A 25,143-nucleotide genomic window follows, 5' to 3' on the forward strand; every position below is an offset into this window, starting at 1 on the left:
GCCGACGAGCGGAGCTTCTCCCCCGAGGTGACGGCCCGGACCGTGGTCACCCGATCCCGTGGCCAGATGCAGGACCACGAAGAGAAGGACCACGATCAGCGCGAGTCCGGACACCTTCACCCAGCGCGGCATTCCCGCCGCCGGGGCTTGGCCGGGACCTTCACCGGTCTTCCCGCGAGCATTCGGCTTCTCGGACGGATCCACCATGAAGGGGCTCCTTGTCTCACCCACGCCTGGGCCTCGTGCCCTTCGTATGACCCCAACTTTTATCGATACACTTTGTCGCTGTCAATCCATAGTGTCACGTGGTCGGCATCACGTACGCTTTCCGCGTGCCGAAGCTGTGGAACGAGACGATCGACGCGCACCGCCGCGAAGTGCGCGACGCCATCCTGGACAGCGCCGCCGCCCTGGCGGCCGAGAACGGCCCGCTGTCAGTGACGATGTCTCAGATCGCCGGGAAGGCCGGCATCGGGCGGGCCACGCTGTACAAGTACTTCCCGGACGTCGAAGCGATCCTGCACGCCTGGCACGCGCGCGAGATCGCCGGTCACCTCGCCCACCTGACGGAAGTCAGGGACCGGACCGACGGGGCGCGTGGGCGCCTCGAATCGGTCCTGGAGGCCTACGCCCTCATCAACCAGGGCTCCCACAGCCACCACGACACGGACCTGGGCGCGTTCCTGCACAAGGACAGCGGCAGCCACCTGGCCCACGCGCACCAGCATCTTCACCACATGATTCAGGACCTGCTGTCCGAGGCGGCACAGGCCGGCGACGTCAGGGACGACATCCCGCCCGCCGAACTCACCCGCTACTGCCTCAGCGCCCTGGCGGCGGCACGAACCCTGCCGTCCGAGGCCGCCGCGCGGCGCCTGGTCACGGTCACCCTGGCCGGCGTGCGCCCTCCACAGGACTGACGCCCTCAGGGAAACAACCCCCTTCCGCCCCGGCCCTGAAGGGGACGCCGGCGGCGGTCGCCGCACTCGTGGCCGTCGTGAGCGCGGCCCGGCCGGCCGCCGCGATCGTCGCGTCCGTGTGGGCGCGGCGGCTCCTCGCCCTGCCCGACGCGATCGTGGTGTTCGCCGCTTCCCTGGCCATCTCCGTCTGGGACAGGCCCGACCGGGAGGCGACAAGCGCCGGGCCCACGGGGCGGCGGGCCACCGAAGCCGCCGTCGCCCAACGGGTACGTCAGCGGGCGCGGCCCTGACGGCGCACATCGGCATGGGCGGCACGATGTGCGCCATGCTCGTCATGATGGCTGCCTGACCGCCCGTCGCGGCTCAGTGACCGCCGCTCGACGCAACGGCCAGGCGCTTGTTGAAGGCCTTGCCGCCGTCCTTCGACTCGAACACCCCGGTCTGAGTGGCGGCAAGGACATGCTCCGCGCCGACAGCGGTGAGCGCCTGCGGCCGGCCGCCCGGCACGGTGGAGACCTTCTTCCACGTGGTGCCGCCGTCCGTGCTGCGGTTGAGGCCGCCGGAGGTGTCGATGCCGTAGAGGCCGTCTTTCGCAGTCCAGGAGAGGAAGGCCATCACCGGCTCCTTACCCGGGGCGAATGTCTTTCCGCCGTCGCTGCTGCGGGCGATGCCCTCGGCGGTGGTGGCCAGGACTACGCCGGGGTCACCGGGGCTGACCGCTAGGTCCATGGCTTCCAGCCGGGCCCCGTCCTTCCAGGAGACGCCATCCTTGGTCGTGCGCACCAGGCCGTTGGTGGCGTCGTAGCCGTAGACGGTGCCGTGGGCGGATTCCAGGGCGTGGAAGTCGGACTCGCCGGACAGGGACAGCGACTTCCAGGTCTTCCCCGCGTCGGCGCTCTTGATGAGTCCCTTGTTGCCGCCGGAGGCCGGGTGGCCGCTGGCGTAGAACGTCTTGTCGTCGGCCACGGTGAATCCCATGAAGTCGTCCTTGCTGTCTCCTACCAGCTCGGGCTCCCCCTTGGGGCCGGGGGTGTAGATGCCTTCGTGGGTGGCGACGTAGAGGCGCTGGTCGCCGGGGTCCAGTCCGAGACCGTGGATGTGACTGACGGTCGTCCCTGAAGTGGTGTCCGAGCCGGTCGAGTCTGCGCTGGCTGCGCATGCGGCCAAGGTGAGGCTGAGAGCCAGGGCAGTGGCTGCCACGGCGGCAGGGCGCTTGTTCATGGTTCCTCGGGGCGTGGGAGGTGACCGCCCGGGCTCCTCGGGTGCGTGCCTCGGAGCCCTGGGCGGTCAGTGGGAGATGCGGATCAGAGCCGGTCGAGGATCTTCTCGAACTTCTCGACCTCGGCGGACTGAGCGCTCACGACGTCGGCGGCGAGCTTCTTGGCCGTGGCGTTACGGCCCTTCTTCTGCTCGTCCTCCGCCATGGTGATCGCGCCCTTGTGGTGCTCGATCATCAACTCCGCGAACATCCGGTCGAACTCGGTGCCCTTGGCAGCCTCGAGCTTCTTCATGTCCTCGTCGGACATCATTCCGGACATCTGGGAGTGATCCATCTCGCCGGATCCGTGGTCCATGCCGGGCATGCTCTCCCCGGCGGACTCCGGCTTGCCCCAGGCCTTCAGCCAGGACTTCATGGTCCGGATCTCGGGGTCCTGGGCCTTCTCGATCTCCGCGGCCAGGGTCTTGATCTCCGCGTCGGAGGCCCGGCCGTCCGCGAGCTTGGACATCTCCAGGGCCTGCTCGTGGTGCGGGATCATCATCTGCGCGAACATGACGTCCGTGTCGTTGAACGCGCCGGGCGCCGGGTTCTCACCCGTCGCCTGCGTCGGCGAGGGGGAGGCGGAGGCGGAGCTGCCGCTCCCGTGCTCCATGCCCTCCATGTCGTTCCCGCCGCAGGCGGCGAGCAGCAGCCCGCCCGCTGTGATGGCGCCCACCACCGCGAGACGGCGGCTCAGGCGACGGTTGAGGGCGTGCTTGTAGGCAGTCATGTGCGAGATACCTCTTGTCGTCGGTTCTGTCTGTGCGGAGTAGGCGTCTGCGCGGGCAGCACTGAAGGGGCCGCGCGACGGTTCGGCCTATATCCGCAGAACTGACAACTGGGAGAGGAGCGGTCTCGGCGGTGGAGTGCGGGGGCGCGCCAAGGCCATCGATCGAGCGAGAAGGGCGGTCAGCCGCTCATGCCGGCGGACCACCAGCGCTTGGAGGAACAGCCCGAGCAGCCACACGGTGAGAACCGCCAAGCACACGGACATCGGGTCCATGCCGCTCGGGAGCTCGTGCACCGGCGACTTGGCAGCCGACGCCGCGGTCCCGTGCCCGGCCGTCACCTCGGGTTCGGCCAGGGGCGCGGTGTTCTGGGCCGAGCTGTCGTGGTGCGCGCCCGCGACAGCGGGGACGGCACCACCCATGCCGTGCCCGGACGACTCCTCCGGGTGGCCCATCGTGTGCATGGCGAACACGCCCAGCGTGAGCATGACGACCAGCAGGAGGTACCCGAAGGCCCCACCTGCCCGCAGCCGCCCGCTCATGGTCAACTCGCCCTCCGTACTCGGCCCACCGGGATACTACTAAGTTACTTGGCACAGAGCCGCCACCGCTCGGGTTCGGACGAGTCCGGGCCCTCGTACGCCTCTTGTCGCCCTACTCGGTGGCGTCGAGGTGGGCGCATGTCGCGTCAGTTGTGACGGGCGGGGCACCGTGCGGTGCCCCGCCCCTGGTTGTGAGGACCGGCGGGTCAGACGGTCGCGGTCAGCGGCTCGGAGGCGGGCTGCGCCGCCAGTCGGCCGGTGCGATGCAGCCCGTACAGCGCGGCAGCGCAGGCCAGGCCGAGCGCGATCAGCGAGATCCACGGCAGCGCCGGCATCCCGGCCGCCCGCGCGGCGTCGAGCGCGGCGCCCGTGCCGAGGTTCCCGACGGTGATACCGATGCCGCAGATCGTGTTGTACAGCCCGTAGTGGGTGGCGACGAGGCGGTCACCGGAGAGGCGGACGATGGTGTCCATCTCGAACGGGTAGGCGATCATCGTGCCGATGGCCAGCAGCAGCGCGGCCAGCGTCGGTGGAACCGCCGCGAGCAGCCACAGCCCGATCCGGGACTCCGGTACGGGCACGGCGGTGGCCAGCAGCAGGGGCACGAAGGCCAGGCCCATCGCCGCCAGCCCGCGCACGAGCGCCTGCCCGGGCTCGTACCGCGCCTTGCACCACGCCGTCACCCGCGTCTGACCGAGGATCGTGGTCAGCCCGGAGACGGCGAAGAGCATCGCCACCGCCGCCGTGCCGAACTCCCCGTCGCCGCCGAGCCGACGCACCTCCAGCGGCAGCGCCAGGTAGACCTGGAAGGACAGGACGTACGAACCGATCATGGCGATGGAGAAGAGCAGGAACGGCCGGTTGGCGAGGATGCCGCGCCACTGGGCGAGCACGCCCTGACCGCCGTCGCCGTCCTGCCGCTTGGCGTCCTCGGGCCTCCGGGCGGGCAGCGCGCGGATCTGTACGACGCTCAGCAGCGCGAAGATCGCGGCGGACACCAGGCAGGTGACGCGGAAGTCGACGCCGGTCAGCACCATGCCCGCCAGCGGGCCCAACAGGATGCCTGCCTGGTAGAACACGTTGAACAACGCGAACGCCTCGACCCTGCGCTCGCCCGCGTCGGCCGCGAGGTACGCCCGTACGGCCGGGTTGAACAGCGCACCGGCCAGCCCTGTGGCCGCGGAGGCGGCGAGCAGGGCGGGCAGGGAATCGACCAGTCCGAGCGTCGCGAAGCCGAGGGTGCGCAGCACGCACCCGGCGACGATCATCGGCTTGTAGCCGAGCCGGTCGGCGAGCGTGCCGCCGACCAGGAACATGCCCTGCTGGCTGAAGTTCCGTACGCCGAGAACGAGTCCCACGATCCAGCCGGCCAGCCCGAGGGTGCCGGAGAGGTGGGCGGCCAGGTAGGGCATCAGCATGTAGAAGCCGAGGTTGATGGTGAACTGGTTGACCATCAACAGCTGGACGCTGCGTTCGTACGACCGAACCTGGGTGAGCAGCCCCTTCACCGGTCCTCCTCCGCAGCGTCGGACTCGCCGCCGGGCACGTCCTCGGCGCGGTCTTGCCCCGCGCTGCGCAGGGTGAGGGGGTCGACCACGGTGGTGCACCGGGTCCAGCGGGTGACCTCCTTCTCGTCCAGGTGGCCGATCAGCTCCGGTTCGGGCGCCGGTGGGGAGTCCAGGAGGCCGTGGGCGGCGCAGTAGTCGTCGTCGTAGACCGTTCCCAGGTAACGCTGCGGGCCATCGGGGAAGATCGCGACGATCCGCGCGTCCGCGGGCATCGTCCGGGCCAGCCAGCCGGCCACCAGCGCGACCGCGCCGACGCTCCATCCGCCGGTGGCGTAGTGGGAGGCGGCCAGTTGGCGGCACGTCCACACGGCCTCGTGCGGGGCGACCCAGTGCACCTCGCTGAAGTTCTCGTAGGCGACGTTGCGGGGGTAGATGCTGGAGCCGAGTCCGCGCATCAGCCGGGGCCGGGCGGGCTGGCCGAAGATCGTCGAGCCGGTCGTGTCCACGCCGACGACGGTCAGCTCCGGGTAGAGCTGGCGCAGGACCCGGGAGACGCCGGCCGAGTGGCCGCCGGTCCCGACGCTGCACACCAGTACGTCGATGTGGCCCATCTCGGAGGCGAGCTCAAGAGCCAGCGGGGTGTAGGCGGCGACGTTGTCGGGGTTGCTGTACTGGTCCGGGCACCAGGAGCCGGGGTGCTGTTCCAGCAGTCGCTGGACGCGGTCGCGGCGGGCCTGCTGCCAGCCGCCCGTGGGGTGCGGCTCGGAGACGACGTTGACCTGGGCGCCGTACGCGGTCAGCAGCCGGGTCATGGACAACTCCAGCCCCGGGTCGGTGACCAGGGTGACCGGGTGGCCGTACACCATCCCGGCCAGGGCCAGCCCCAGGCCCAGGGTGCCGCTGGTGGACTCGATGATCCGTCCGCCGGGCCGCAGGTCGCCACGGGCCCGGGCCCGCTCCACCATGTGCAGTCCCGGACGGTCCTTGATGCCGCCGGGGTTGAACCCTTCGAGCTTCGCCCAGAAGCCACGTCCGGCCGGGGCCAGCGGCTTGGACACCCGCAGCAGCGGGGTGTTGCCCACCAGCCCGGACAGGGTGGACCGGCCCGAGGGGATCGCGGCCTTGGTCAATGACTGCATGTCTGTGTGTTCACTCTCGCTCGATGAAAGGCCGGTGCGGGTTCATCTCGCGTCCCGTGGCGAGGCGACAGACGCGGACCGTGGGGGTCCGCGCGCACGCCCTGGGCGCGCGGCAGCCGTGAGGTCGGTCGGCTGCGAGCGAGTGGTCTAGATCCGCCACCGCGACGTGACGACGAGCGCCACGCGGCCGGTGCGTGCGCTGCGACGTCTGCGGTGGGCCTGCCGTATGAGGGTTCTCCCCGCAGCCAGTGACACCGCGACGAGTACGACGACGGCCATCGCGCCGAGGGGAAGCTCGTCGACCGGCTGGAGCGCCGTCCGGACGATCACGTCGGCCGCACAGTCCGCGGCCCCGTGGGGGTCGTGAGGGGCATGGGGCCCATGAGGGTCCTCGCCCGCGGCCATCGCCGGGAGTCCGGCAGGCGCGGACACCGACTCGTGCGTCTCCTGCGGCACGCCGTGTACGACGGCGCACAGCACGAGTGCCATCACGAGGGCGCCGCGGATCGCCGGGACGAGTCGGCGCCACAGGGGAGAGCCGCACGGGGCCCATGGGGTGTGCGTGAGCGTACGGGAATGTGTCGGCACAGGTCCTCCGCGCTGCTGCCACGTCTCCGGCAAGGACGGAGCGAGGCGCAGACATGGGTGGGGGCAGGACGGCTTCGACGAGCCGGTCGGAGGAACTCCGTACTTCTAGACCCGCTGCACCACGGAGGCTGCTCTCAGAGCTATGTCAGACGCGCCGTCCATGGGGCCACCAGGGGCCGACCCCCGAACGGTCGAGGCGTCGCAGGAATCGGACGATGCGCGAACGGCCGCTGCGAAGGAGGGCGATGCCAGGGCCGAACCCTGCTGAGGCTGCCCGGACACGCAGTGCTCGCCGGGATGTGACGGCTCATGGCCGCCACGGTGATCGTCGGTTTCCGCGGCGAACGGCGGCGCGGGCTCGACGGCTGCGTGGCGAACACCGTCGGCCGACGGTGCGGCGGGAACCGTCGCGCTGGTGGAGAGGTGCCCCTGGGCACTGTCCACGTGCACACCGTGCGTCACGAGGACACCGAACAGGAGCACGGCCAAGGCCAGCACGCGCGGCAGCGGACCCGCACCGGAGCGGGTCCTGACGCTGCGCCAGGGCGACCAAGCCGTAACCATGCCGTGATCCTAGCGGCTCGTTGGCCGTGGTCGCCCACCGGTTCCGCACCTCAGTGTGCGTGCCCGGCCTCTTCCTCGGCGGTCCGGGTCCGCGAGGGCTGCCCGGACTCGGCCACCGCGCCGCCCGCATGCACCGTGAAGGCCGCGGTACGGACCTTGCCCTCGTGCTGGAAGTCCAGGAACAGGCGGTACGCGCCGGCGCTCGGCGCCGTCGCCGTGAACGAGACGTCGGGGCCGGGCTCGGTCTTGCCGTCGCCGGGCTCGCCGTTGGGGTGGACGTGCAGGTAGGCGAGGTCACCGGAGCGCAGGGCGACAAGGTGTCCGTAGGCGCCCAGGTAGGGCTGGAGGTTGCGGACCGGCTTGCCGTCCTTTGCCACCGTCAGCGTGAGTTCGCCGGCCTTGCCGGGGGTCAGCGCGCCGCGCAGTTTCACTTCGTAGCCGTCGACCTTCGCCGTGGTGTTGTGCTCGGGCAGCTCGCCCGGCTCGTACGGCCCGGACGCGGCGAGGTCGGCACCGAGGGTGAGCGCCTCGCCGCCCTTCGGCTTGAAGTCGGCGAAGACGCGGTAATCGCCGGCCTCGGGCAGGTTCACGGGCGTCGACCAGGTGCCGTCCGCGGCCCGGGCGGGGTGCAGGTGCCGGTAGACGGTCAGGTCGCGTGAGGCGACGATCAGGTGCAGATCCTTGCCGTGCTCGCGCTGGTACGCGGTGACCTTGCGTCCGGTCCCGTCCTGGACGACGGCGAAGCGCAGGTCGGTCTTCTTGCCGGCCTCGACGCGCGGGGTCTCCAGGTCGAGCGTGTAGCCGTTCCCGGAGATCTGGAGGCCTCCTGGCGGTTCCGCTTCGTGACCGCCGGCCTTCGCCTCGTGGTGCCCGGCCGCCTCTTCCTCGCGCCCGGCGGACGCGTGGCCTTCGCCGTCACTGTGCGTACCGCTTTTCGGCTCGGGTGAGATCGGGCCGACCGCGCCGCCCACGCCGTAGGCGGCGCCGAACGTCGCGGCGAGCGCGGCGGCGAAGACGGTGATCCGCAGTCCGGTGTTCATGACCACTCCTGTCTCTCCGGGCCGCTCGTGCATGCGACCGACACTTTCAAAATACCCCCAGGGGGTACCAGGTCAAGTCGGCGTAGCGCTTGCCTTCACATACGGCCCGGGGGTATATCTAGATCCGTCACTAGATACCCCCCAGGGGTATAAGACCACTAGTTGCGGAGGACCCGTGTCGAACTGCTGCACCCCTGACGGAAGCTGCCACACCACGACGGAGATCAAGACCACCTACAAGGTCGGCGGCGTGGGCAGCGCCCACTGCCAGGGCGTCGTCGCCAAGGCGGTCGGCGGCCTGGACGAGGTCGCCGCGGTCGAGGTCGAGATCGGCACCGGCCTGGTCACGGTGACGACCGCTGCCGAGCCCGACGAGGCGCTCGACGCGCTGATCGCCAAGACCGTCGACGAGGCCGGCTACGACTTCGCCGGCCGCGTGGCCGCCTGACCCACGAGCCGGGCGGGGGCCGCACATCCTCGCGGCCCCCGTCCTCCCTGTCTTCTTTCGCGCATCTCTTCTTTCGCGCATCTCTGATCGCGCATCGCGTCCGTGAGCTCCGAGGAGCAGACATGACCACCACCACGCCCGGCGCCGCCGAGGTCGAACTCGCCATCGGCGGCATGACCTGCGCCTCGTGCGCCGCCCGGATCGAGAAGAAGCTCAACCGCCTGGACGGGGTCGAGGCCACCGTCAACTACGCCACAGAGAAGGCGAAGGTCACCTACCGCGAGGACGTGACCGTCCCGGACCTGATCGCGGCGGTCGAGGCCACCGGCTACACCGCACAGGAGCCCCGGCCCGAGACCGCCCGCTCCGACGACTCCGCGTCCGGTGAGGGCTCCGCGCAGGCGGAGAGCGACGAGCTGCGGCCGCTGCGCCAGCGGCTGATCGCCGCCGTGGCACTCGCCGTCCCCGTGATCGCCATGGCCATGGTCCCGGCGCTGCAGTTCGAGTACTGGCAGTGGCTCTCGCTCACGCTGGCGGCGCCCGTGGTGACGTACGCCGCCTGGCCCTTCCACAAGGCCGCCTGGACGAACGCCAGGCACGGTGCCGCGACGATGGACACGCTGATCTCCGTCGGCACCGCGGCGGCGTTCCTGTGGTCGCTGTGGGCGCTGTTCTTCGGCACGGCCGGCACGCCGGGCATGACCCACCCCTTCGAGCTCACCATCGCCCGCACCGACGGCGCCGGGAACATCTACCTGGAGGCCGCGGCGGGTGTCACGGCCTTCATCCTGGCCGGGCGGTACTTCGAGGCACGCTCCAAGCGGAAGGCGGGGGCGGCGCTGAAGGCCCTGCTGGAGCTCGGCGCCAAGGACGTCACGGTGTTGCGTGGCGGTCGGGAAGAGCTCATCGCTGTCGGCGAGTTGAAGGTCGGCGACCGGTTCCTGGTGCGGCCCGGTGAGAAGATCGCCACCGACGGTGTGGTCGTCGAGGGGTCGTCCGCCGTGGACGCCTCCATGCTCACCGGCGAGTCGGTGCCGGTCGAGGTCGGCACCGGGGACGCCGTCACCGGCGCCACGCTCAACGCCGGCGGCCGCCTGGTCCTCGAGGCCACCCGCGTCGGCGCCGACACCCAGCTCGCCCGCATGGCCAAGCTGGTGGAGGACGCGCAGGACGGCAAGGCCGCCGCACAGCGGCTGGCCGACAAGATCTCCGCGGTCTTCGTCCCGGTCGTGATCGCCCTGGCGCTCGGCACTCTGGGCTTCTGGCTCGGCAACGGCGCAGGACTGACCGCCGCCTTCACCGCCGCGGTCGCCGTCCTGATCATCGCCTGCCCGTGCGCCCTGGGCCTGGCCACGCCGACCGCCCTCATGGTCGGCACGGGGCGCGGCGCCCAGCTCGGCATCCTCATCAAGGGCCCGGAGGTCCTGGAGACGACGCGCAAGGTCGACACCATCGTCCTGGACAAGACCGGCACCGTCACCACCGGCAAGATGACCCTGCTCGCCGTGCACACCGCGGACGGCACCGACGAGGACGAGGTCCTGCGCCTCGCGGGCGCTCTCGAGCACTCCTCCGAGCACCCCATCGCCCAGGCCGTCGCCTCCGGCGCGGCTGCCCGGGTCGGCACACTGCCCGTCCCGGAGGACTTCGCCAACATCGCCGGTCTCGGCGCCCAGGGCATCGTCGAGGGCCACGCGGTCCTCGTGGGCCGGGAGAAGCTGCTGGACGAGTGGGCCATGTCCCTGCCGGAGGTGCTGCAGCGTGCCGAGGCCGAGGCCGAGGCGGCCGGGCGTACGGCCATCGCGGTCGCCTGGGACGGCGAGGCCCGCGCGGTCCTGGAGGTCGCCGATGCCATCAAGGAGACCAGCCCGGAGGCCATCAAGCGCCTGCGCGCCCTGGGCCTGACGCCCATCCTGCTGACCGGCGACAACAAGGCGGTCGCCGAGGCGGTCGCCGCGGAGGCGGGCATCGCACCCGAGCACGTGATCGCCGAGGTCATGCCGCAGGACAAGGTCGATGTCGTCAAGCGCCTGCAGGACGAGGGCCGTTCGGTCGCCATGGTCGGCGACGGTGTCAACGACGCGGCCGCACTCGCCCAGGCCGATCTGGGTCTGGCGATGGGAACGGGCACGGACGCCGCGATCGAGGCGGGCGACCTCACGCTCGTGCGAGGCGACCTGAGGGTCGCGGCGGACGCCATCCGCCTGTCCCGCAAGACGCTGGGCACCATCAGGTCCAACCTCTTCTGGGCCTTCGCCTACAACGTCGCCGCCCTGCCACTCGCCGCCGCCGGACTGCTCAACCCGATGATCGCCGGAGCGGCCATGGCCTTCTCCTCGGTCTTCGTGGTCGGCAACAGCCTGCGGCTGCGCGGCTTCCAGCCCGCCGACCGCTGAAGCGGCCAACCAGGACGGGAAGGAGGCCGCCGTGGCCGCAGAGCAGACCCATCGGGACGTCATTCTCCGACGGCTCCGCCGGATCGAGGGCCAGGTGCGGGGACTGCAGCGCATGGTCGAGGAGGAGACCTACTGCATCGACGTCCTGACCCAGGTCACTTCCGCAGACCTTCGCGCACGGGCTTTTCGGGGCTCCGACGGCGATTTCCCTGCTGAATGAGAACATGAATGCCGCATACCCCCTACCGGTATGCGTGACGCCTGTGTGACCATCCTGCAAAGACGAGGGGTGCCATACGATGTGAGGCACCTCGGTGACGGGGAAGAAGAGGGGGAAGGGTGCGACGGCTGGGTGACCTCGAAGCCGAGATCATGGACCGGCTCTGGCGCTGGGGGCGGCCCGCCACGGTCCGGGAGATCGTCAACGACATCAATCACAAGCGTCCCGTCGCCTACACGACGGTGATGACGGTCGCGGACATCCTCCACCGCAAGGGCCTGCTCCGCCGCGAGAAGGCCGGGCGCGCCTGGCTGTACGAACCCGAGCGCAGCCGTGAGGAATACACCGCCGCCCTCATGCAAGACGCGCTCGGCAACACCCAGGACCGCCAGGCCGCGCTGCAGCGATTCGTGGAGCACATGCCGCCGGAGGACGTGTCCGCGCTGGCTGCGGCACTGCGCGCGATGGGCGGCGCCCCCGGGGGCGCCGAGGAGCCAGGAGCACCCTCGTGACCGAACTCCTCGGTTACTCGGGCGGGTTGTTCGTTCCCGGTCATCACGTGCTGCCGCCTGTGACCATCGCCCTGGTGGCCGGGGTGCCGCTGGCGAGGGCGCTCGCAGGCAGCCACTGGGCGCACCGGACACCGCGGTTGGCTCTCGCGGTGTGGATCCTGCTCGGCCTGTCCCTCATCGCTTCCGTGTCCCTGACGGCCCTGCAACTCCTGCTTCCGACCGCGAGCAGCCACCATTTGTCCCGCTCCACCGAGGCCTGCATCGTTTCCGGCGGCACGCAGTGCGGGCCTCTCCTTCCGGACGGCCTGGCAGGCGTGGACACCCGCGTGTGGGCGGGGCTTTTCGCGGCTGCCTGCGTGCCCGCGGCTTTCGCTGTCGCCTTCGTACGTGAACTCCTGAGCGCGAGGGGCCTGCGGGTACGTCACGCCGAACTGCTGCGCATCGTCGGCAGCAGGCGACCGGAGTTGGGTGCCACGGTGCTGCAGCACGACACCCCGGCCGTGTACTGCCTGCCGGGCCGCGCACCTGAAGTCGTGGTCAGCTCGGGGGCACTTCAGGTCCTGACCGGACAGCAAATGGCAGCGGTGCTGGAACACGAGCGGGCGCACATCGCCGGCCGCCACCATCTGCTGGTGGCCGCGGCCGGGGCCTTCGGTGCCATTTTCCGTGGACTGCCACTGGCCCGGCTCGCTCGCACCGAGGTGCCGCTGTTGCTCGAGATGGCAGCCGACGACCGGGCGCTGCGCCGGTGTTCGCGGGACGCGCTCGCCACCGCCCTGTACACGGTGGCATCCGGCCAGGCACCCCACATGGCCTTCGCGGCGGGCGGACCGTCGGCTGTGCTGCGCATGCGCCGCATCCTCACACCGCACGCCGCATGCTCTCCGACACTGCGGACCGTGTTGGTGGCACTCACCGCGGCGGCAGCCCTGACTCCGCTCGTCCTGGCGTGCTGTTCCGTTCCGGGTATCACCGGTTGACCGGGTCACCTCGGGGGAAGGTGTGGACCTGATGCACGCGGTCGAAGTGCGATCCGCCGCCTTTGCCGAGGCGGCCGCCGTATCCCGGCTGCTCCCGCCGTGATACGCGAGAGCTACACCGGAACTCTCTCACCCTGCGAGAAGCCGAGGTCCTTCTGCATCTCGGGGAGCGCCACCCCGATGATTGACGTGGCCATGATGACCATGAACTGAGCGGCAGACCGCCTGGCGCCCGGCAGCCCCCAGGAACGACAGGGGGGCTAACCCCAGTGCGGCCGACGGCCCGGCTTTCTACCGTGAGTGACATGACCGGAATGGACGCGCGGGACACCGACCTGAAGAAGGAACTCGACGCCACCCTGCACGCGCGCAGGGAGCTGGGCGAGGAGTACGAGTTCGCGCTGGTCGACTCGTTCCTGGAGAAGGTCGACCAGCGGATCGACGGCGCGGTGGAGCGCCGGGTGCGCCGGCAGATCGCCGAGCAGCAGATGCAGACGGCCCGGGACTCCCGGTCGCCGGGGGCCACGGACTCCTGGGGCGAGCGCTTCGGCTTCGGGATCGTCTCCCTCGTCCTCGCGGTGCCGCTGTCCGCGATCGGCGGGGGCGTGGGCCATCTGCCCGGCCTGCTCACCGCCTGGGCGGGCATCGTCGGCGTCAACGTCGTACAGGCCGCCCGCACCAACCCGGGCCTGTTCGGCGGCCGGCGCAAGTCCTCCCGGAACGGCGACTGGGAGGACTGAGCGGGCGCACGCCGCTCAGACCTGCCGCGTCGGCAACGCGACGATCTGCCGCAGGTTGCCCCGGCGCGGACGGCTCGTCACGCAGGCCACCAGGTCGGTGAACTCTCCCGCGCCGGCGACGACTTCCGCCGTCTGAGGGCCGACGACCTGGTCAGCCCATGCGAGGCGGCCCCGGAGCGGACGATCGTGACGTACGGGCCCGAGCCCGGCTCGGAGACGGCGGAGCGTCTGGCGTTGCCGGGGAGTTGGCCCTCAGTCGTCCCCGAGGAAGATGAGCGCGGGGACCGCCGCACCCCCGTGACCGGGGGGCGGGACGACGGCGGTCCCCGCGTAAGACGCGGGCCTGGTCAGGCCGGGCCCCCGCGTCTGTGACGTCGGTGGAGGTCCGGGAGCCGCTCCGGAGGTCCTTGACGCCAACGGCGCCGGCCGGGGCGGGGAGCCGCTCCCGCCCTGCCGACACCCACTAATGTGCAGGACTCGTGTTAAGCGGGTGCTGCGCGAACGTGACGCGCTCGTACCACTTCCGCGAAGCCCGCGAAGATCGCGGACGAACGGCAAGTTCACCCGGTTCACGGGTGGTTCACCGGACGTTTGCCGTCACTTCGCGGACCGGGCGAGGAAGGACAGCAGGTCCTGCCGGCTGACCACACCGGTCGGCTTGCCCTCGACGAGGACGATCGCCGCGTCCGCCTTGCCGAGGACGGCCATCAGGTCGGCGACGGGTTCGCCGGAGCCGACCTGGGGCAGCGGGCCGGACATGTGCTTCTCCAGCGGGTCCTCCAGCGAGGCGCTCTTGCTGAACAGCGCGTCCAGCAGCTCGCGTTCCACGACCGAGCCGACGACCTCGGCGGCCATCACGTCGGGGTGGCCCGCGCCCGGCTTGACGACCGGCATCTGCGAGACGCCGTACTCGCGCAGCACGTCGATGGCCTGGCCGACCGTCTCCTCCGGGTGCATGTGGACGAGGGAGGGCATGCGGTCGCCCTCCTTGTCGTTCAGCACGTCGCCGACGCGGGCGCTGGGGCCCGCGTCCTCCAGGAAGCCGTAGTCGGCCATCCACTCGTCGTTGAAGATCTTGCTGAGGTAGCCGCGGCCGCTGTCCGGCAGCAGCACCACGACGACGTCGTCCGGGCCGAGCCGCTCGGCGACCTCCAGCGCGGCGACGACCGCCATGCCGCAGGAGCCGCCGACCAGGAGGCCCTCCTCCTTGGCCAGGCGGCGGGTCATCTGGAAGGAGTCCTTGTCGGACACGGCGACGATCTCGTCCGCTACGGTCCGGTCGTAGGCGGTGGGCCAGAAGTCCTCACCGACGCCCTCGACGAGGTACGGCCGCCCGGACCCGCCGGAGTAGACGGAGCCCTCCGGGTCGGCGCCGATGACCTTCACCTTGCCGTCGCTGACCTCCTTCAGGTAGCGGCCGGTGCCGGAGATGGTGCCGCCGGTGCCCACGCCCGCCACGAAGTGGGTGATCCTCCCCTCCGTCTGCTCCCACAGCTCGGGACCGGTGGAGTGGTAGTGCGAGAGGGGGTTGTTCGGGTTGGAGTACTGGTCGGGCTTCCAGGCGCCGGGCGTCTCACGGACCAGCCGGTCGGAGACGTTGTAGTAGGAGTCCGGGTGCTCGGGGTCCACGGCGGTCGGGCAGACGACGACCTCGGCGCCGTACGCGCGCAGCACGTTGATCTTGTCGGTGCTCACCTTGTCGGGGCACACGAAGATGCACTTGTAGCCCTTCTGCTGCGCCACGATGGCGAGGCCCACGCCGGTGTTCCCGCTGGTCGGCTCGACGATCGTGCCGCCCGGCTTGAGCGCGCCGCTCTCCTCGGCCGCCTCGATCATGCGCAGAGCGATGCGGTCCTTCACGGAGCCGCCGGGGTTGAAGTACTCGACCTTGGCCAGGACGGTCGCCCTGATGCCCTGGGTCACGCTGTTGAGCCTCACCAGCGGGGTGTTGCCGACGAGACTGATCATCGAGTCGTGGAACTGCACCGTTGTCTCCGGTTTGCCGCAGAAGTGGTCGTAGTTGGTGCCGCCAGCCTATGGCCTGCCGGTCATCCGTGACGGTCGTTCACTCGCTGTTGAGATTGGGCGACGGTCGGTACGGGGCAAGCACTGGGTGTACGGGTTCGAGGAGGTGGCGGCGACGCATGACGAGCATGTCGAGGGCGCGGGTGGCCCGGCGGATCGCTGCGGGCGCGGCGTACGGCGGTGGCGGGATCGGACTGGCCGGGGCGGCCGCCGTGGGGCTGGTATTAGCGGAGGTGCAGCTGGCGCGGCGCCGGGTGGGCAACGGCACGTCCGCTCGTGTGCCGAACGCGGACGGCCGGTACGGCCGTACGTACGACGTCCCCGGGGAGGTGCCGCTGCGGCTGACGATGCTGGGCGACTCCACGGCGGCCGGCCAGGGCGTGCACCGGGCCGGGCAGACCCCGGGGGCGCTGCTGGCCTCGGGCCTGGCGGCACTGGCGGAACGCCCGGTGGAGCTGCGCACGGTGGCGACGCCCGGGGCCCGCTCGGACGACCTGGACCGCCAGGTGGCCCGGGTGCTGGCCGACCCCGACCCCGTGCCCGACATCTGCGTGATCATGGTCGGCGCGAACGACGTCACCCACCGCATGCCCCCGACCCGCTCGGTCCGCCACCTGGCCTCGGCGGTACGGCGACTGCGCACGGCCGGCGCCGAGGTCGTGGTCGGCACCTGCCCCGACCTGGGCACGATCGAGCCGGTGCAACAACCCTTGCGCTGGCTGGCCCGACGGGCCTCCCGCCAGCTGGCGGCCGCCCAGACGATCGGAGTCGTCGAACAGGGCGGCCGCACCGTGTCCCTGGGCGACCTGCTCGGCCCCGAGTTCGCCGCGAACCCGCGCGAGCTGTTCGGCCCGGACAACTACCACCCCTCCGCCGAGGGCTACGCGACGGCGGCGATGGCGGTCCTGCCGACCGTCTGCGCCTGTCTCGGCCTGTGGCCAGCCGAGGAGGAGCGCCCGGACGCCTCCCGCCGCGAGGGCTTCCTGCCGGTGGCCCGGGCGGCGGCGGAGGCCGCGTCGGAGGCGGGTACGGAGGTCGCAGCTGCGATGCCGAGCGGGCCACGGGGTCCGTGGGCCCTGCTGAAGCGTCGGCGGCGCCGGCGGGTACCCGAGCAGGAACCGGCCCCTGTCACACCGTCGAACTGAGGGAAGTCCAGGAGGACCCGGGAAAAGCAAGCGCTTAGAAAACTGCGGTCAGGGTCACACCGCCACACCCGTGACCCAGGCCATACGTACGGGTAACTTCCCAGACAGCCCAGCCAGACCACCCGGTACGTCAATGGAGCCGTGATGCCCGAAGCCGTGATCGTCTCAGCCGCCCGCTCCCCCATCGGCCGCGCCGTCAAGGGCTCCCTCAAGGACCTCCGCCCGGACGACCTCACCGCCACGATCGTCCAGGCCGCCCTGGCCAAGGTCCCCGAGCTGGACCCGAAGGACATCGACGACCTGATGCTCGGCTGCGGCCTGCCCGGCGGCGAGCAGGGCCACAACCTCGGCCGCATCGTCGCCGTACAGATGGGGATGGACCACCTGCCGGGCTGCACCGTCACCCGGTACTGCTCCTCCTCCCTGCAGACCTCCCGCATGGCCCTGCACGCCATCAAGGCGGGCGAGGGCGACGTCTTCATCTCGGCCGGTGTCGAGATGGTCTCCCGGTACGCCAACGGCAGCTCGGACATGCCCGGCACGCACAACCCGCTCTTCGCCGACGCCGAGGCCCGCACCGCCGCGACCGCCCAGTCCGAGGGCTCCACCTGGCACGACCCGCGCGAGGACGGCCTGCTGCCCGACCCGTACATCGCGATGGGCCAGACCGCCGAGAACCTGGCCCGCGCCAAGGGCATCACCCGCCAGGACATGGACGAGTTCGGCGTCCGCTCGCAGAACCTCGCCGAAGAGGCCATCAAGAACGGCTTCTGGGAGCGCGAGATCACCCCGGTGACCCTCCCCGACGGCACGGTCGTCGCCAAGGACGACGGCCCCCGCGCCGGCGTCACCCTGGAGGGCGTCCAGGGCCTCAAGCCGGTCTTCCGCCCCGACGGCCTGGTCACGGCCGGCAACTGCTGCCCGCTGAACGACGGCGCCGCCGCGCTCGTGATCATGTCCGACACCAAGGCCCGCGAGCTGGGCCTCACCCCGCTCGCCCGCATCGTCTCGACCGGCGTCTCCGGCCTCTCGCCCGAGATCATGGGCCTCGGCCCGGTCGAGGCGAGCAACCAGGCCCTGAAGCGGGCCGGGCTGACCATCGACGACATCGACCTGGTCGAGATCAACGAGGCGTTCGCCGCCCAGGTCATCCCCTCCTACCGCGACCTGGGCATCCCACTGGAGAAGCTGAACGTCAACGGCGGCGCCATCGCCGTCGGCCACCCCTTCGGCATGACCGGCGCCCGCATCACCACCACGCTCATCAACTCCCTCCAGTTCCACGACAAGCAGTTCGGGCTGGAGACGATGTGCGTCGGCGGCGGCCAGGGCATGGCCATGGTCATCGAGCGCCTCAGCTGAGCGCCGTACCGTAGCCGCCGTAGCACGCGCTGTGAGGCCCCAGCCCGGAACCCCGGAAACCCCGGGGTTCTGGGCTGTTTTGTGATCCAATCTCCCCCAGGATGTGACCTATCTCCCTCCGCACCGAGAGAAGCCCAGGTCACAGCAGCCCCACCCGCTCCCCCGACACCGAAGCCCTGTCCGTTTCGTGACGCTACGCACTGACAGCTGGTTAGTCCGCCCTTCAAGCTGATGTAGGAAGTCGGGGGTCGACTTTGAACCGGGAGTACGTCAGTGAGCGCCATGCCGATCGCCTTGCTGGTCACCACGGCCGCCACGGGCGCCGTGGGCGTCGCCGTCCTGCGCACCGTCCTGCAGCTGCGCCGACAGGTCGCGGCCCTGCACACCGCGCTGGCCGAGAACCGCGCCGCCACCACCCGTGCACTGCTGCCCGCCGCCCGCAAGCCCGCCGACACCGACGAGATACGGGCCGCCGTGGCGGCGGCGCTCGCGGAGGAACGCGAGCGGGAGCTCGCCGAGGCGCGGGCCTTCTGGGCCGCCCAGGAGGCGCGTGACGCCTCCGACGCGCCGCCTCTGCTGGGTCTGCCCGACACCGACCTGTTCTTGCCCCGGCAGGCCGATTTCGCGGGTCTGGAGCCGGTGTCCGAGCCCGGCGCGGACACCGAGGAGCCGGCCGCCGAGTCCCCGGAGCTGGCCGCGGCCCGCCGCCGTCACCCCTCCCACCCGGACTTCGTGCCGACGCAGTCGCCGGTGGTCAACGACCACGAGCGCACGGTCGCCACGCTGGAGGAGCTGGCCGCCTCGCGCGTGGAACTGACGGACGTCCGCCCGGGCCCGCTGGGCACCCTCGACGTCTACGTCTTCGCCGACGGCACGACCCTGTGCATGACCCCGGGCCACCGGGAGACCGCGGAGCACCTCGCCGCAGCCCTGCGCGCAGGGGAAACCCCGATCCTCCTGGGCGGCTCCGGCATCTCGGGCGCCTACACCCTGACGTTCGAGTGCGGCAAGGAGAACGTCTACATCCTGGCCGACAGGGTCATCGCGTCCCTCTAAGGGGCGCGGGGCTGTATCGATATGCGGCTCCGCCGCGCGGGCGCGAGCAGCCACGGACTACCGGCACCCGCGAACGGCGCTAAACCCCCGCCCGCTTCTGCGCCTCCTCAACCAACCGCACCGCTTCATCGACGTCGGCATCGCTACGAAGCACAACCGCCAGATCATGCACGGCGACGGTGATCTGATCTGCTGCCGCAAACATCCCCGCATCCGGCATCTGCCGAGGCTCCACTTCAGGAGCCTCCAGCACCTGCGCCCTCCGGGCCAACTCCCGGGCCAGCCCGAGAGCCTCAGCGGCAGCACCCCGCTGCAACCGGCTCTGGGGCGCAGCCCTCAAACGATCGGCGAAATGATCCACCGCACGGGTCAGAGGCGTCGTATCAACCACGCCGCGAGCGTACGCGTCGCACCGGGACTGTTGCCAACGGGCGAACACTCAGGCACGGTGACCTGAAGGACCGGCTTACATCCCATGCGTCCGGAGGCGCCGATGTCCCAAGTCTTCTCCGAAGAGACCCATCGCAACATGCTCGCCCGCATCCCCCACTGCACCGGTCGTGAGATCTCCGACTGGTTGCGCACCGTCGAAGAAGGCCCGGCACTCTTCCGCTTCGAGGAAAAGGTCAGCTGGCTCCGGCACGAATACAACCTCGCGTATGGCCACGCCAAGGCGATCATCCACGAGTACGACCTGAGGAGGGCCGCGCGCAAACTGCTCTAGGCGCGCACACGTCTCGACGACGAAGCCGCCCGGCAGCCGACGAAGGGCCCCGGCCGAAGCCGGGGCCCTTCGCGCACGACGCGTCGGCGACTAGTCGTTGCTGTTGAGGATCGAGATGAGCCTCAGGAACTCCAGGTAGATCCACACCAGCGTCAGCGTGAGGCCGAAGGCCGCGAGCCACGCCTCCTCGCGCGGAGCGCCGTAGGCGACGCCGTCCTCGACCTGCTTGAAGTCCAGGGCGAGGAAGCAGGCGCCGAGGATGATGCCGATGACGCCGAAGACGACACCGAGGGCACCGCTGCGGAAGCCGAGGCCGTCACCGCCGCCGAACACCGCGAACAGCAGGTTCACCATCATCAGCAGGATGAAGCCGAGCGCGGCCGCCATCACGAAACCGTAGAAGCGGCGGTTGACGCGGATCCAGCCGGCCTTGTAGGCGATCAGCACACCGGCGAAGACCGCCATGGTGCCGATCACGGCCTGCATGGCCGCGCCGTCGGCGATGCGGCTGTCGACGATGTTGGACACGACGCCGAGGAAGACACCCTCGAACGCGGCGTAGGTCAGGATCAGCGCGGGCGAGGCCTTGCGCTTGAAGGACTGCACGAACGCCAGGACCATGCCGATCAGCGCGGCGCCGATACCGATGCCGTAGCTACGGCTGATGTTGGCGTCGTCGACCGGCAGCAGGGCCCAGGAGAGCGCCGCGGTGATGATGAGCACACCGAGCGTGCTCGCCGTGCGCAGGACGACATCGTCGATGGTCATCCGGCCGGTGGTGGCCGGGGCCTGCGGCGGCGCGCCGTACTGCAGGTCCTGCTGGGCGTAAGGGTTCTGCGCGTACGGGTTCTGCGCGTAGGGGTTGCCCGTCGGCTGTGCGTACGGGTTGCCCTGGGTGGCGACAGCGGGACCCCCGGCCTGCGGCGCGGTGTTGAAGCCCGCGTAGCCGTTGTCGCGGCTGAACCCCCGTCGCGAGAAGACCGGGTTTCTGCTCCTCATTTCACTCCTCCATGGCCAACACTGCGTGACCTTGGCTCAAGAGTAATAGGTAGGCAAAGGAATGACCCTAGTGCTTGGGGAGGATCTTTCCCTCGTCGTGCTGCGCAACACGCTACGCGGCTTCGTGATTCCCCTCATCGGAGGGGGTCATTCATCACCAAGCTGCGACACGTCCGGAACCGGACGGAGATCACCCGCTGACGCCGTCCTTACGTCACACCAAGCGTCACCCGAACGGGAAGCCCGTGTACCCCTCGGCCAGGTCGGTCTCGGCGGCGCGGCAGGAGGCGATGCGTTCCAGCCGGGCGAGCTGGAGCCGGTCCTCGAAGCCGGTGGCGCCGGGGGCGCGGTGCAGGAGGGTCGTCATGTCGTAGGAGAACCGCTCGGCCTGCCAGATCCGGCGCAGGCAGGTCTGCGAGTAGGCGTCGAGCAGCTCCGGTGAGCCGGTCTCCTTCCGGTGGGCCAGGGCCCGGGCGAACGTCACGACGTCGCCGACGGCGAGGTTCAGCCCCTTCGCGCCGGTGGGCGGCACGATGTGCGCGGCATCGCCGGCGAGGAAGAGGCGGCCGTGGCGCATGGGCTCGTGGACGTAGGAGCGCATGGGCGTGACCGACTTCTGGGTGATGGGGCCGCGCTCCAGGCGCCAGTCGTCGGCGGTCTCGAAGCGGCGCTCCAGCTCGTCCCAGATCGCCTCGTCGCTCCACGCCTCGGCGTCGGTGCCGTCGGGCACCTGGAGGTAGAGCCGGGAGACGGACGGTGAGCGCATGGAGAGGAGGGCGAAGCCGCGGTCGTGGCGGGCGTAGACGAGTTCGTCGTGCGAGGGCGGCACGTCGGCGAGGATGCCGAGCCAGCCGAAGGGGTACGTCCGTTCGAAGATCTGGACGAGTTCGGCCGGGATCGCCTTGCGGGCCACGCCCCAGAAGCCGTCGCAGCCGACGACGTACTCGCACTCCAGGACGTCCTCGCGGCCCTCGTGCCGGAAGCGGACGCGCGGGGCGTCGGTGCCGGCGTCCTCCACGGCCAGCGCCTCCGCCTCGAACAGCAGCGGGCCGCCCTCGGCGAGCTGGAGGGCGATGAGGTCCTTGCAGACCTCGGTCTGGGCGTAGACCATCACGGAGCGGCCGCCGGTGAGGGCTGGGAAGTCGACGCGGTGGCGCCTGCGGTCGAAGCGCAGTTCGATGCCGTCGTGGCGCAGCCCCTCGCGGTCCATGCGCTCCCCGGCACCGGCCGCGCGCAGCACGTCCGCCGTGCCCTGCTCCAGGATCCCGGCGCGCTGGCGCCGCTCGACGTAGGCGCGGTCGCGGCTCTCCAGGACGACCGAGCCGATGCCGGCGTTGTGGAGCAGCCGGGCGAGGAGGAGGCCGGCGGGTCCGGCTCCGATGATGCCGACCGTGGTGCGCATCGGACGCCCTCTTCTCATCCGTTCGTGTGGTGAAATTTTCTTCACCATTGTTGAGTGTGAGTCTCTGACGGCATGCGGCCGCTGTCAACGGGCGCGCCGCGAACTTCTCAATGGAGTGCCGGGCGGGTTACTCGCCCCGGCACGCGGCGGACAGAATGCCACAAACAGGAAGGCCCGCCGCGGTAGGCGGACCTGATGGTGCCCGGGGTGGGATTCGAACCCACACTTCTCCGCGTTTAAGGCGGCTGCGTCTCCCATTTGCGCCACCCGGGCCGGGTCTTACAAGGCAGTGCCAACGGCCAAGGGACGGTGTCGCGTTGCCAAGACGCCCACGCACGACAGTACTGAACTGACATGACGCGGACTCACATACCCGTCACAGAAGCCGGGTTGAGCGACAGGACCTGATGTCTCGGCAGTAACAGCCTCTCGCAGGCCGGCCCCTGACACAGGAGGGAATTTGGTCAATACATGACCGGTTGCCGTCCGGCCACAAAAGGAGGACACCCACCCCGCACGGGTGCGGTTCGTGGGCCGGTCAGTTGACCCTGGACAGCAGGTGCGGTGCGTAGGTCTCGACCGCTTCCGGCAGTTCGTGGCGCGCCGGGGCGGCCGGCCCGCCGTGACTCCGCCTCAAGCAGCGCGCAGGCGCGCGGGCCACGGCCTGTTCGGACTGTTCGGCCTGCTCATCGGCGCGGTACGGCGTGTCGGCCGTGGCGCCGTCCGGCCGCGTGGGGCTGGACGGCTCGGCTCAGAGGGTGTAGGGCTGCTCGGTGCGAGCGGTGCGCAGCGCCTTGCCCCACCAGGCCACCTGGTCCAGCAGCTTCTTCGCCGCCGCGTCCGCGCCCTGCGGTGCGTCGCCGTCGGAGAACGCCCCCCAGGGGTTGTGCAGGCTGACCATCTCGCGCACGGTCACGGCGTGCAGCTCGGCGAAGACCTGCCGCAAATGTTCGGCGGCCCGCAGGCCGCCGCCCATGCCGCCGTAGGACACGAGGCCGACGGGCTTGGCGGCCCATTCCTGCAGGTGCCAGTCGATGACGTTCTTCAGTGAGGCGGGGAAGGAGTGGTTGTACTCGGGGGTGACCACGACGAACGCGTCGGCGGAGTGCAGCCGCGCCGACAGCGGATCCTTGACGGACCGTACGTGCTCGGCCGGCTCCTCGCCCATCGCGGGCATGGCGAGCGGCAGCGGGTGCTCCACGACGTCGATCACGTCGACCGTCATGTCGTCGCGCACCTGGGCCTGCCGGGCGAACCAGTGGCCGACCTTGTCGCCGAGGCGCCCGCCGCGCGCGCTGCCGATGATGATGGCGAGGGACAGGGGCTGGGTGGTCATGCGCTACCTCCGGAAGAGACGACTGCGTGGCGGAACAGACGGCTTGGCACGGGACGGGGCAGTGCTGTCCCGACCTCAAAGGTAAACTACACCGTGTGGAGCAAAAAAGCCCCCAAGGCGCCCTGTTCCGGTGGCTCGGCCGCCAGAGAGGTCAGTCGCCCGTCCCGTACAGCCGCAGGAAGGCGTTCACGCCGGAGGCGACCAGCGCGTCCAGCTCGCCCGGCGGCAAGGGGAGGGCGCCATGGAAGGAGCGCTCGTAGGCCTCGGACATGGCTAGCTGGGTGAAGTGGGCGGCGGCCTCCTGGGGGTCCTCCGCACGCAGCCGGCCGGCCGTCGTCAGGGCGGTGAAGTGCCGGGCGAGCCGGGCCTGGGTGCGTCGCGGCCCCTCGGAGCGCCAACTGCCGGTGACCTCGGCCGGCAGCCGGGACGCCTCCGCGAAAATGACCCGCACCAGGGCGAAGTGCTCCTCGAATCCACTCTGGGGGGCAGCGAGCGCGCGGCCGAGCGCCATCAGCTCGGCCTTGAGGTCGGCAGGGACGGTCAGATGCCGGTCGATGAGCTCTTCCTGGTGGGCCGCCACCGCGTGCGTGCTCTCCTGGAGCACGCTCAGCAGGAGCTGCTCCTTGTCCTGGAAGTGGTTGTAGATGGTGCGCTTGGAGACGCCCGCCTCCGCGGCGATGGAGTCCATGCTGGCGCGGACGTAGCCCTCGCGGCCGAAGACGGTGCGTGCGGCACAGTCGATCGCGGTGCGCTTCGCGGGCCGCCCCGGTCGGGCCGTTCTGGCAGTGGGGGCCGTCATGGTGGCTCACTCCTTCGATCGCACTGACCTGCGCGTGGGGCGAAACTATACCGTTTAGTTTACCGCCTGCGTCTCTCCCTGTGGCCGTTCCCCGCCCACGCCTCCGCGTCGCCGGCCCTGATTCCCGGGGCCCCACTCGGGGCCAACGATCCCGACGCCTTTATTGCACTACCCGGTTTACTTATTGAACTGCACCGTGTAGTTTCCTTTCTGGCCGGACGGCACCCGGGCGCTGCTCCTCGCATCCCCAGCCTGAAGCCCTCGGGGCCGTCCGGTTCTGTTCGTCACGTCGGCAACCCCTGCGACGGGGTGCTCATGAAAGGGAGGACGTCATGTTCGGCAAGCTCACGGTGATCAAGATCTTCTGCGAGGACCTGGACACGATGGCCGCGTTCTACCGCGACCGGCTCGGTCTGAAGGTCCGGGAGGAGTACCCGGGAGTCTCCGTGGTCTTCGACACCGGTCACGACGGCGAGCTGATCATCCAGAAGGGTGACCAGCCCAACGCCATCGCCTTCACCGAGGTCGACATCCCCACCGCCCACAAGGCCGTGAGCGACCTCGGTCCCACCGGCGTCATCCCGCACAAGACCGGTGAGCGTTTCGAGATCACCGACCCCGAGGGCAACCAGCTGATCTTCGTCAACGCCTGACCAGCCCTCCACCTCGCGGGCCGTCTCCAGCCACCGCGTGCTTCCGCCGGCGGCCCGCG

Annotated in this window: 26 protein-coding genes and 1 tRNA gene; 13 read left to right on the top strand and 14 right to left on the bottom strand. The window is 70.5% G+C overall.

Annotated features, from left to right (window positions below; genetic code table 11):
• Window positions 1-332 precede the first annotated feature (332 nt).
• Together ACIBNA_RS18510 and ACIBNA_RS18515 are read left to right on the top strand one after the other, a co-directional pair.
• Window positions 333-920, top strand: coding sequence for a TetR/AcrR family transcriptional regulator (locus ACIBNA_RS18510; RefSeq protein WP_399166256.1), 588 nt, complete (start codon window positions 333-335; stop codon window positions 918-920).
• Window positions 921-988: 68 nt separating this feature from the next.
• The gene (locus ACIBNA_RS18515) at window positions 989-1,210 is read left to right on the top strand and encodes a hypothetical protein (RefSeq protein WP_399166257.1); all 222 of its coding nucleotides are present in this window, start codon (window positions 989-991) and stop codon (window positions 1,208-1,210) included.
• Window positions 1,211-1,283: 73 nt separating this feature from the next.
• Here the strand turns inward: ACIBNA_RS18515 and ACIBNA_RS18520 are convergent, their stop codons facing one another.
• From ACIBNA_RS18520 to ACIBNA_RS18550, 7 genes are all read right to left on the bottom strand, one after another.
• Entirely contained in the window at window positions 1,284-2,141 is an 858-nt protein-coding gene (locus ACIBNA_RS18520) for a F510_1955 family glycosylhydrolase (RefSeq protein WP_399166258.1), read from the bottom strand.
• Between the two features lie 83 nt (window positions 2,142-2,224).
• Window positions 2,225-2,908: a DUF305 domain-containing protein gene (locus tag ACIBNA_RS18525; protein WP_399166259.1), complete on the bottom strand. Its 684-nt coding sequence runs from the start codon at window positions 2,906-2,908 to the stop codon at window positions 2,225-2,227.
• 87 nt (window positions 2,909-2,995) lie between these two features.
• On the bottom strand, window positions 2,996-3,448 hold the full coding sequence (locus ACIBNA_RS18530; RefSeq protein WP_399166260.1) for a hypothetical protein: 453 nt from the start codon (window positions 3,446-3,448) through the stop codon (window positions 2,996-2,998).
• 206 nt (window positions 3,449-3,654) lie between these two features.
• Window positions 3,655-4,956, bottom strand: coding sequence for an MFS transporter (locus ACIBNA_RS18535; RefSeq protein ID WP_399166261.1), 1,302 nt, complete (start codon window positions 4,954-4,956; stop codon window positions 3,655-3,657).
• Window positions 4,953-6,095: a PLP-dependent cysteine synthase family protein gene (locus tag ACIBNA_RS18540; RefSeq protein ID WP_399166262.1), complete on the bottom strand. Its 1,143-nt coding sequence runs from the start codon at window positions 6,093-6,095 to the stop codon at window positions 4,953-4,955. Before ACIBNA_RS18540 ends, ACIBNA_RS18535 begins: the two co-directional genes overlap by 4 nt.
• Window positions 6,096-6,242: 147 nt before the next feature.
• Complete coding sequence (locus tag ACIBNA_RS18545; RefSeq protein ID WP_399166263.1) at window positions 6,243-6,683, bottom strand: hypothetical protein; 441 nt, start codon at window positions 6,681-6,683, stop codon at window positions 6,243-6,245.
• Window positions 6,684-7,297: 614 nt separating this feature from the next.
• Complete coding sequence (locus tag ACIBNA_RS18550) at window positions 7,298-8,287, bottom strand: hypothetical protein (RefSeq protein ID WP_399166264.1); 990 nt, start codon at window positions 8,285-8,287, stop codon at window positions 7,298-7,300.
• Window positions 8,288-8,462: 175 nt separating this feature from the next.
• On the opposite strand from ACIBNA_RS18550, the gene ACIBNA_RS18555 reads away from it, so the two are divergent.
• The 6 genes from ACIBNA_RS18555 to ACIBNA_RS18580 all read left to right on the top strand — a co-directional run bounded on the left by ACIBNA_RS18555 (window position 8,463) and on the right by ACIBNA_RS18580 (window position 13,583).
• Window positions 8,463-8,735 (top strand): heavy-metal-associated domain-containing protein, encoded by a 273-nt coding sequence (locus ACIBNA_RS18555; RefSeq protein ID WP_274816807.1) that lies wholly within the window; start codon window positions 8,463-8,465, stop codon window positions 8,733-8,735.
• Between the two features lie 122 nt (window positions 8,736-8,857).
• The gene (locus ACIBNA_RS18560) at window positions 8,858-11,131 is read left to right on the top strand and encodes a heavy metal translocating P-type ATPase (RefSeq protein WP_399166265.1); all 2,274 of its coding nucleotides are present in this window, start codon (window positions 8,858-8,860) and stop codon (window positions 11,129-11,131) included.
• A gap of 31 nt (window positions 11,132-11,162) precedes the next feature.
• Window positions 11,163-11,351, top strand: a complete 189-nt coding sequence (locus tag ACIBNA_RS18565; RefSeq protein WP_399166266.1) for a metal-sensitive transcriptional regulator — start codon at window positions 11,163-11,165, stop codon at window positions 11,349-11,351.
• A 119-nt stretch (window positions 11,352-11,470) separates the two neighbouring features.
• Window positions 11,471-11,863 (top strand): BlaI/MecI/CopY family transcriptional regulator, encoded by a 393-nt coding sequence (locus tag ACIBNA_RS18570; protein ID WP_399166267.1) that lies wholly within the window; start codon window positions 11,471-11,473, stop codon window positions 11,861-11,863.
• The gene (locus tag ACIBNA_RS18575) at window positions 11,860-12,843 is read left to right on the top strand and encodes a M56 family metallopeptidase (protein WP_399166268.1); all 984 of its coding nucleotides are present in this window, start codon (window positions 11,860-11,862) and stop codon (window positions 12,841-12,843) included. The genes ACIBNA_RS18570 and ACIBNA_RS18575 overlap by 4 nt, the downstream gene beginning before the upstream one ends.
• Before the next feature lie 314 nt (window positions 12,844-13,157).
• Window positions 13,158-13,583, top strand: a complete 426-nt coding sequence (locus tag ACIBNA_RS18580) for a hypothetical protein (RefSeq protein WP_399166368.1) — start codon at window positions 13,158-13,160, stop codon at window positions 13,581-13,583.
• Window positions 13,584-14,180: 597 nt separating this feature from the next.
• On the opposite strand, the gene ACIBNA_RS18585 is transcribed toward ACIBNA_RS18580, so the two are convergent.
• Entirely contained in the window at window positions 14,181-15,569 is a 1,389-nt protein-coding gene (locus ACIBNA_RS18585; protein WP_399166269.1) for a cystathionine beta-synthase, read from the bottom strand.
• Window positions 15,570-15,727: 158 nt separating this feature from the next.
• Here ACIBNA_RS18585 and ACIBNA_RS18590 point away from each other — a divergent pair, with 158 nt between their 5' ends.
• The 3 genes from ACIBNA_RS18590 (at window position 15,728) to ACIBNA_RS18600 (ending at window position 19,171) form a co-directional block, all read left to right on the top strand.
• Entirely contained in the window at window positions 15,728-16,753 is a 1,026-nt protein-coding gene (locus ACIBNA_RS18590) for an SGNH/GDSL hydrolase family protein (protein ID WP_399166270.1), read from the top strand.
• A 144-nt stretch (window positions 16,754-16,897) separates the two neighbouring features.
• A complete protein-coding gene (locus ACIBNA_RS18595) occupies window positions 16,898-18,115 on the top strand; it encodes an acetyl-CoA C-acetyltransferase (RefSeq protein WP_399166271.1) in 1,218 nt (405 codons plus the stop codon).
• A gap of 273 nt (window positions 18,116-18,388) precedes the next feature.
• Complete coding sequence (locus ACIBNA_RS18600) at window positions 18,389-19,171, top strand: hypothetical protein (protein WP_399166272.1); 783 nt, start codon at window positions 18,389-18,391, stop codon at window positions 19,169-19,171.
• 79 nt (window positions 19,172-19,250) lie between these two features.
• Here the strand turns inward: ACIBNA_RS18600 and ACIBNA_RS18605 are convergent, their stop codons facing one another.
• Window positions 19,251-19,562 carry a hypothetical protein gene (locus ACIBNA_RS18605; protein ID WP_399166273.1) on the bottom strand — a complete coding sequence of 104 codons (312 nt, stop codon included), beginning with the start codon at window positions 19,560-19,562 and terminating at the stop codon, window positions 19,251-19,253.
• 102 nt (window positions 19,563-19,664) lie between these two features.
• On the opposite strand from ACIBNA_RS18605, the gene ACIBNA_RS18610 reads away from it, so the two are divergent.
• Entirely contained in the window at window positions 19,665-19,895 is a 231-nt protein-coding gene (locus tag ACIBNA_RS18610) for a DUF4287 domain-containing protein (protein ID WP_274816842.1), read from the top strand.
• A gap of 90 nt (window positions 19,896-19,985) precedes the next feature.
• Here the strand turns inward: ACIBNA_RS18610 and ACIBNA_RS18615 are convergent, their stop codons facing one another.
• From ACIBNA_RS18615 to ACIBNA_RS18635, 5 genes are all read right to left on the bottom strand, one after another.
• Entirely contained in the window at window positions 19,986-20,894 is a 909-nt protein-coding gene (locus ACIBNA_RS18615) for a Bax inhibitor-1/YccA family protein (protein ID WP_399166274.1), read from the bottom strand.
• Window positions 20,895-21,120: 226 nt separating this feature from the next.
• Window positions 21,121-22,296, bottom strand: a complete 1,176-nt coding sequence (locus ACIBNA_RS18620) for a 4-hydroxybenzoate 3-monooxygenase (protein ID WP_399166275.1) — start codon at window positions 22,294-22,296, stop codon at window positions 21,121-21,123.
• 196 nt (window positions 22,297-22,492) lie between these two features.
• Window positions 22,493-22,569, bottom strand: a tRNA-Leu gene (locus ACIBNA_RS18625).
• A 478-nt stretch (window positions 22,570-23,047) separates the two neighbouring features.
• Complete coding sequence (locus ACIBNA_RS18630; RefSeq protein ID WP_399166276.1) at window positions 23,048-23,632, bottom strand: NADPH-dependent FMN reductase; 585 nt, start codon at window positions 23,630-23,632, stop codon at window positions 23,048-23,050.
• Between the two features lie 151 nt (window positions 23,633-23,783).
• A complete protein-coding gene (locus ACIBNA_RS18635) occupies window positions 23,784-24,431 on the bottom strand; it encodes a TetR/AcrR family transcriptional regulator (RefSeq protein WP_399166277.1) in 648 nt (215 codons plus the stop codon).
• A 332-nt stretch (window positions 24,432-24,763) separates the two neighbouring features.
• On the opposite strand from ACIBNA_RS18635, the gene ACIBNA_RS18640 reads away from it, so the two are divergent.
• Window positions 24,764-25,084, top strand: coding sequence for a VOC family protein (locus ACIBNA_RS18640; protein ID WP_399166278.1), 321 nt, complete (start codon window positions 24,764-24,766; stop codon window positions 25,082-25,084).
• Window positions 25,085-25,143 lie beyond the last annotated feature (59 nt).

This window comes from Streptomyces sp. NPDC050164 (genome assembly GCF_044459945.1).
GTDB lineage: Bacteria > Actinomycetota > Actinomycetes > Streptomycetales > Streptomycetaceae > Streptomyces > Streptomyces coeruleorubidus_A.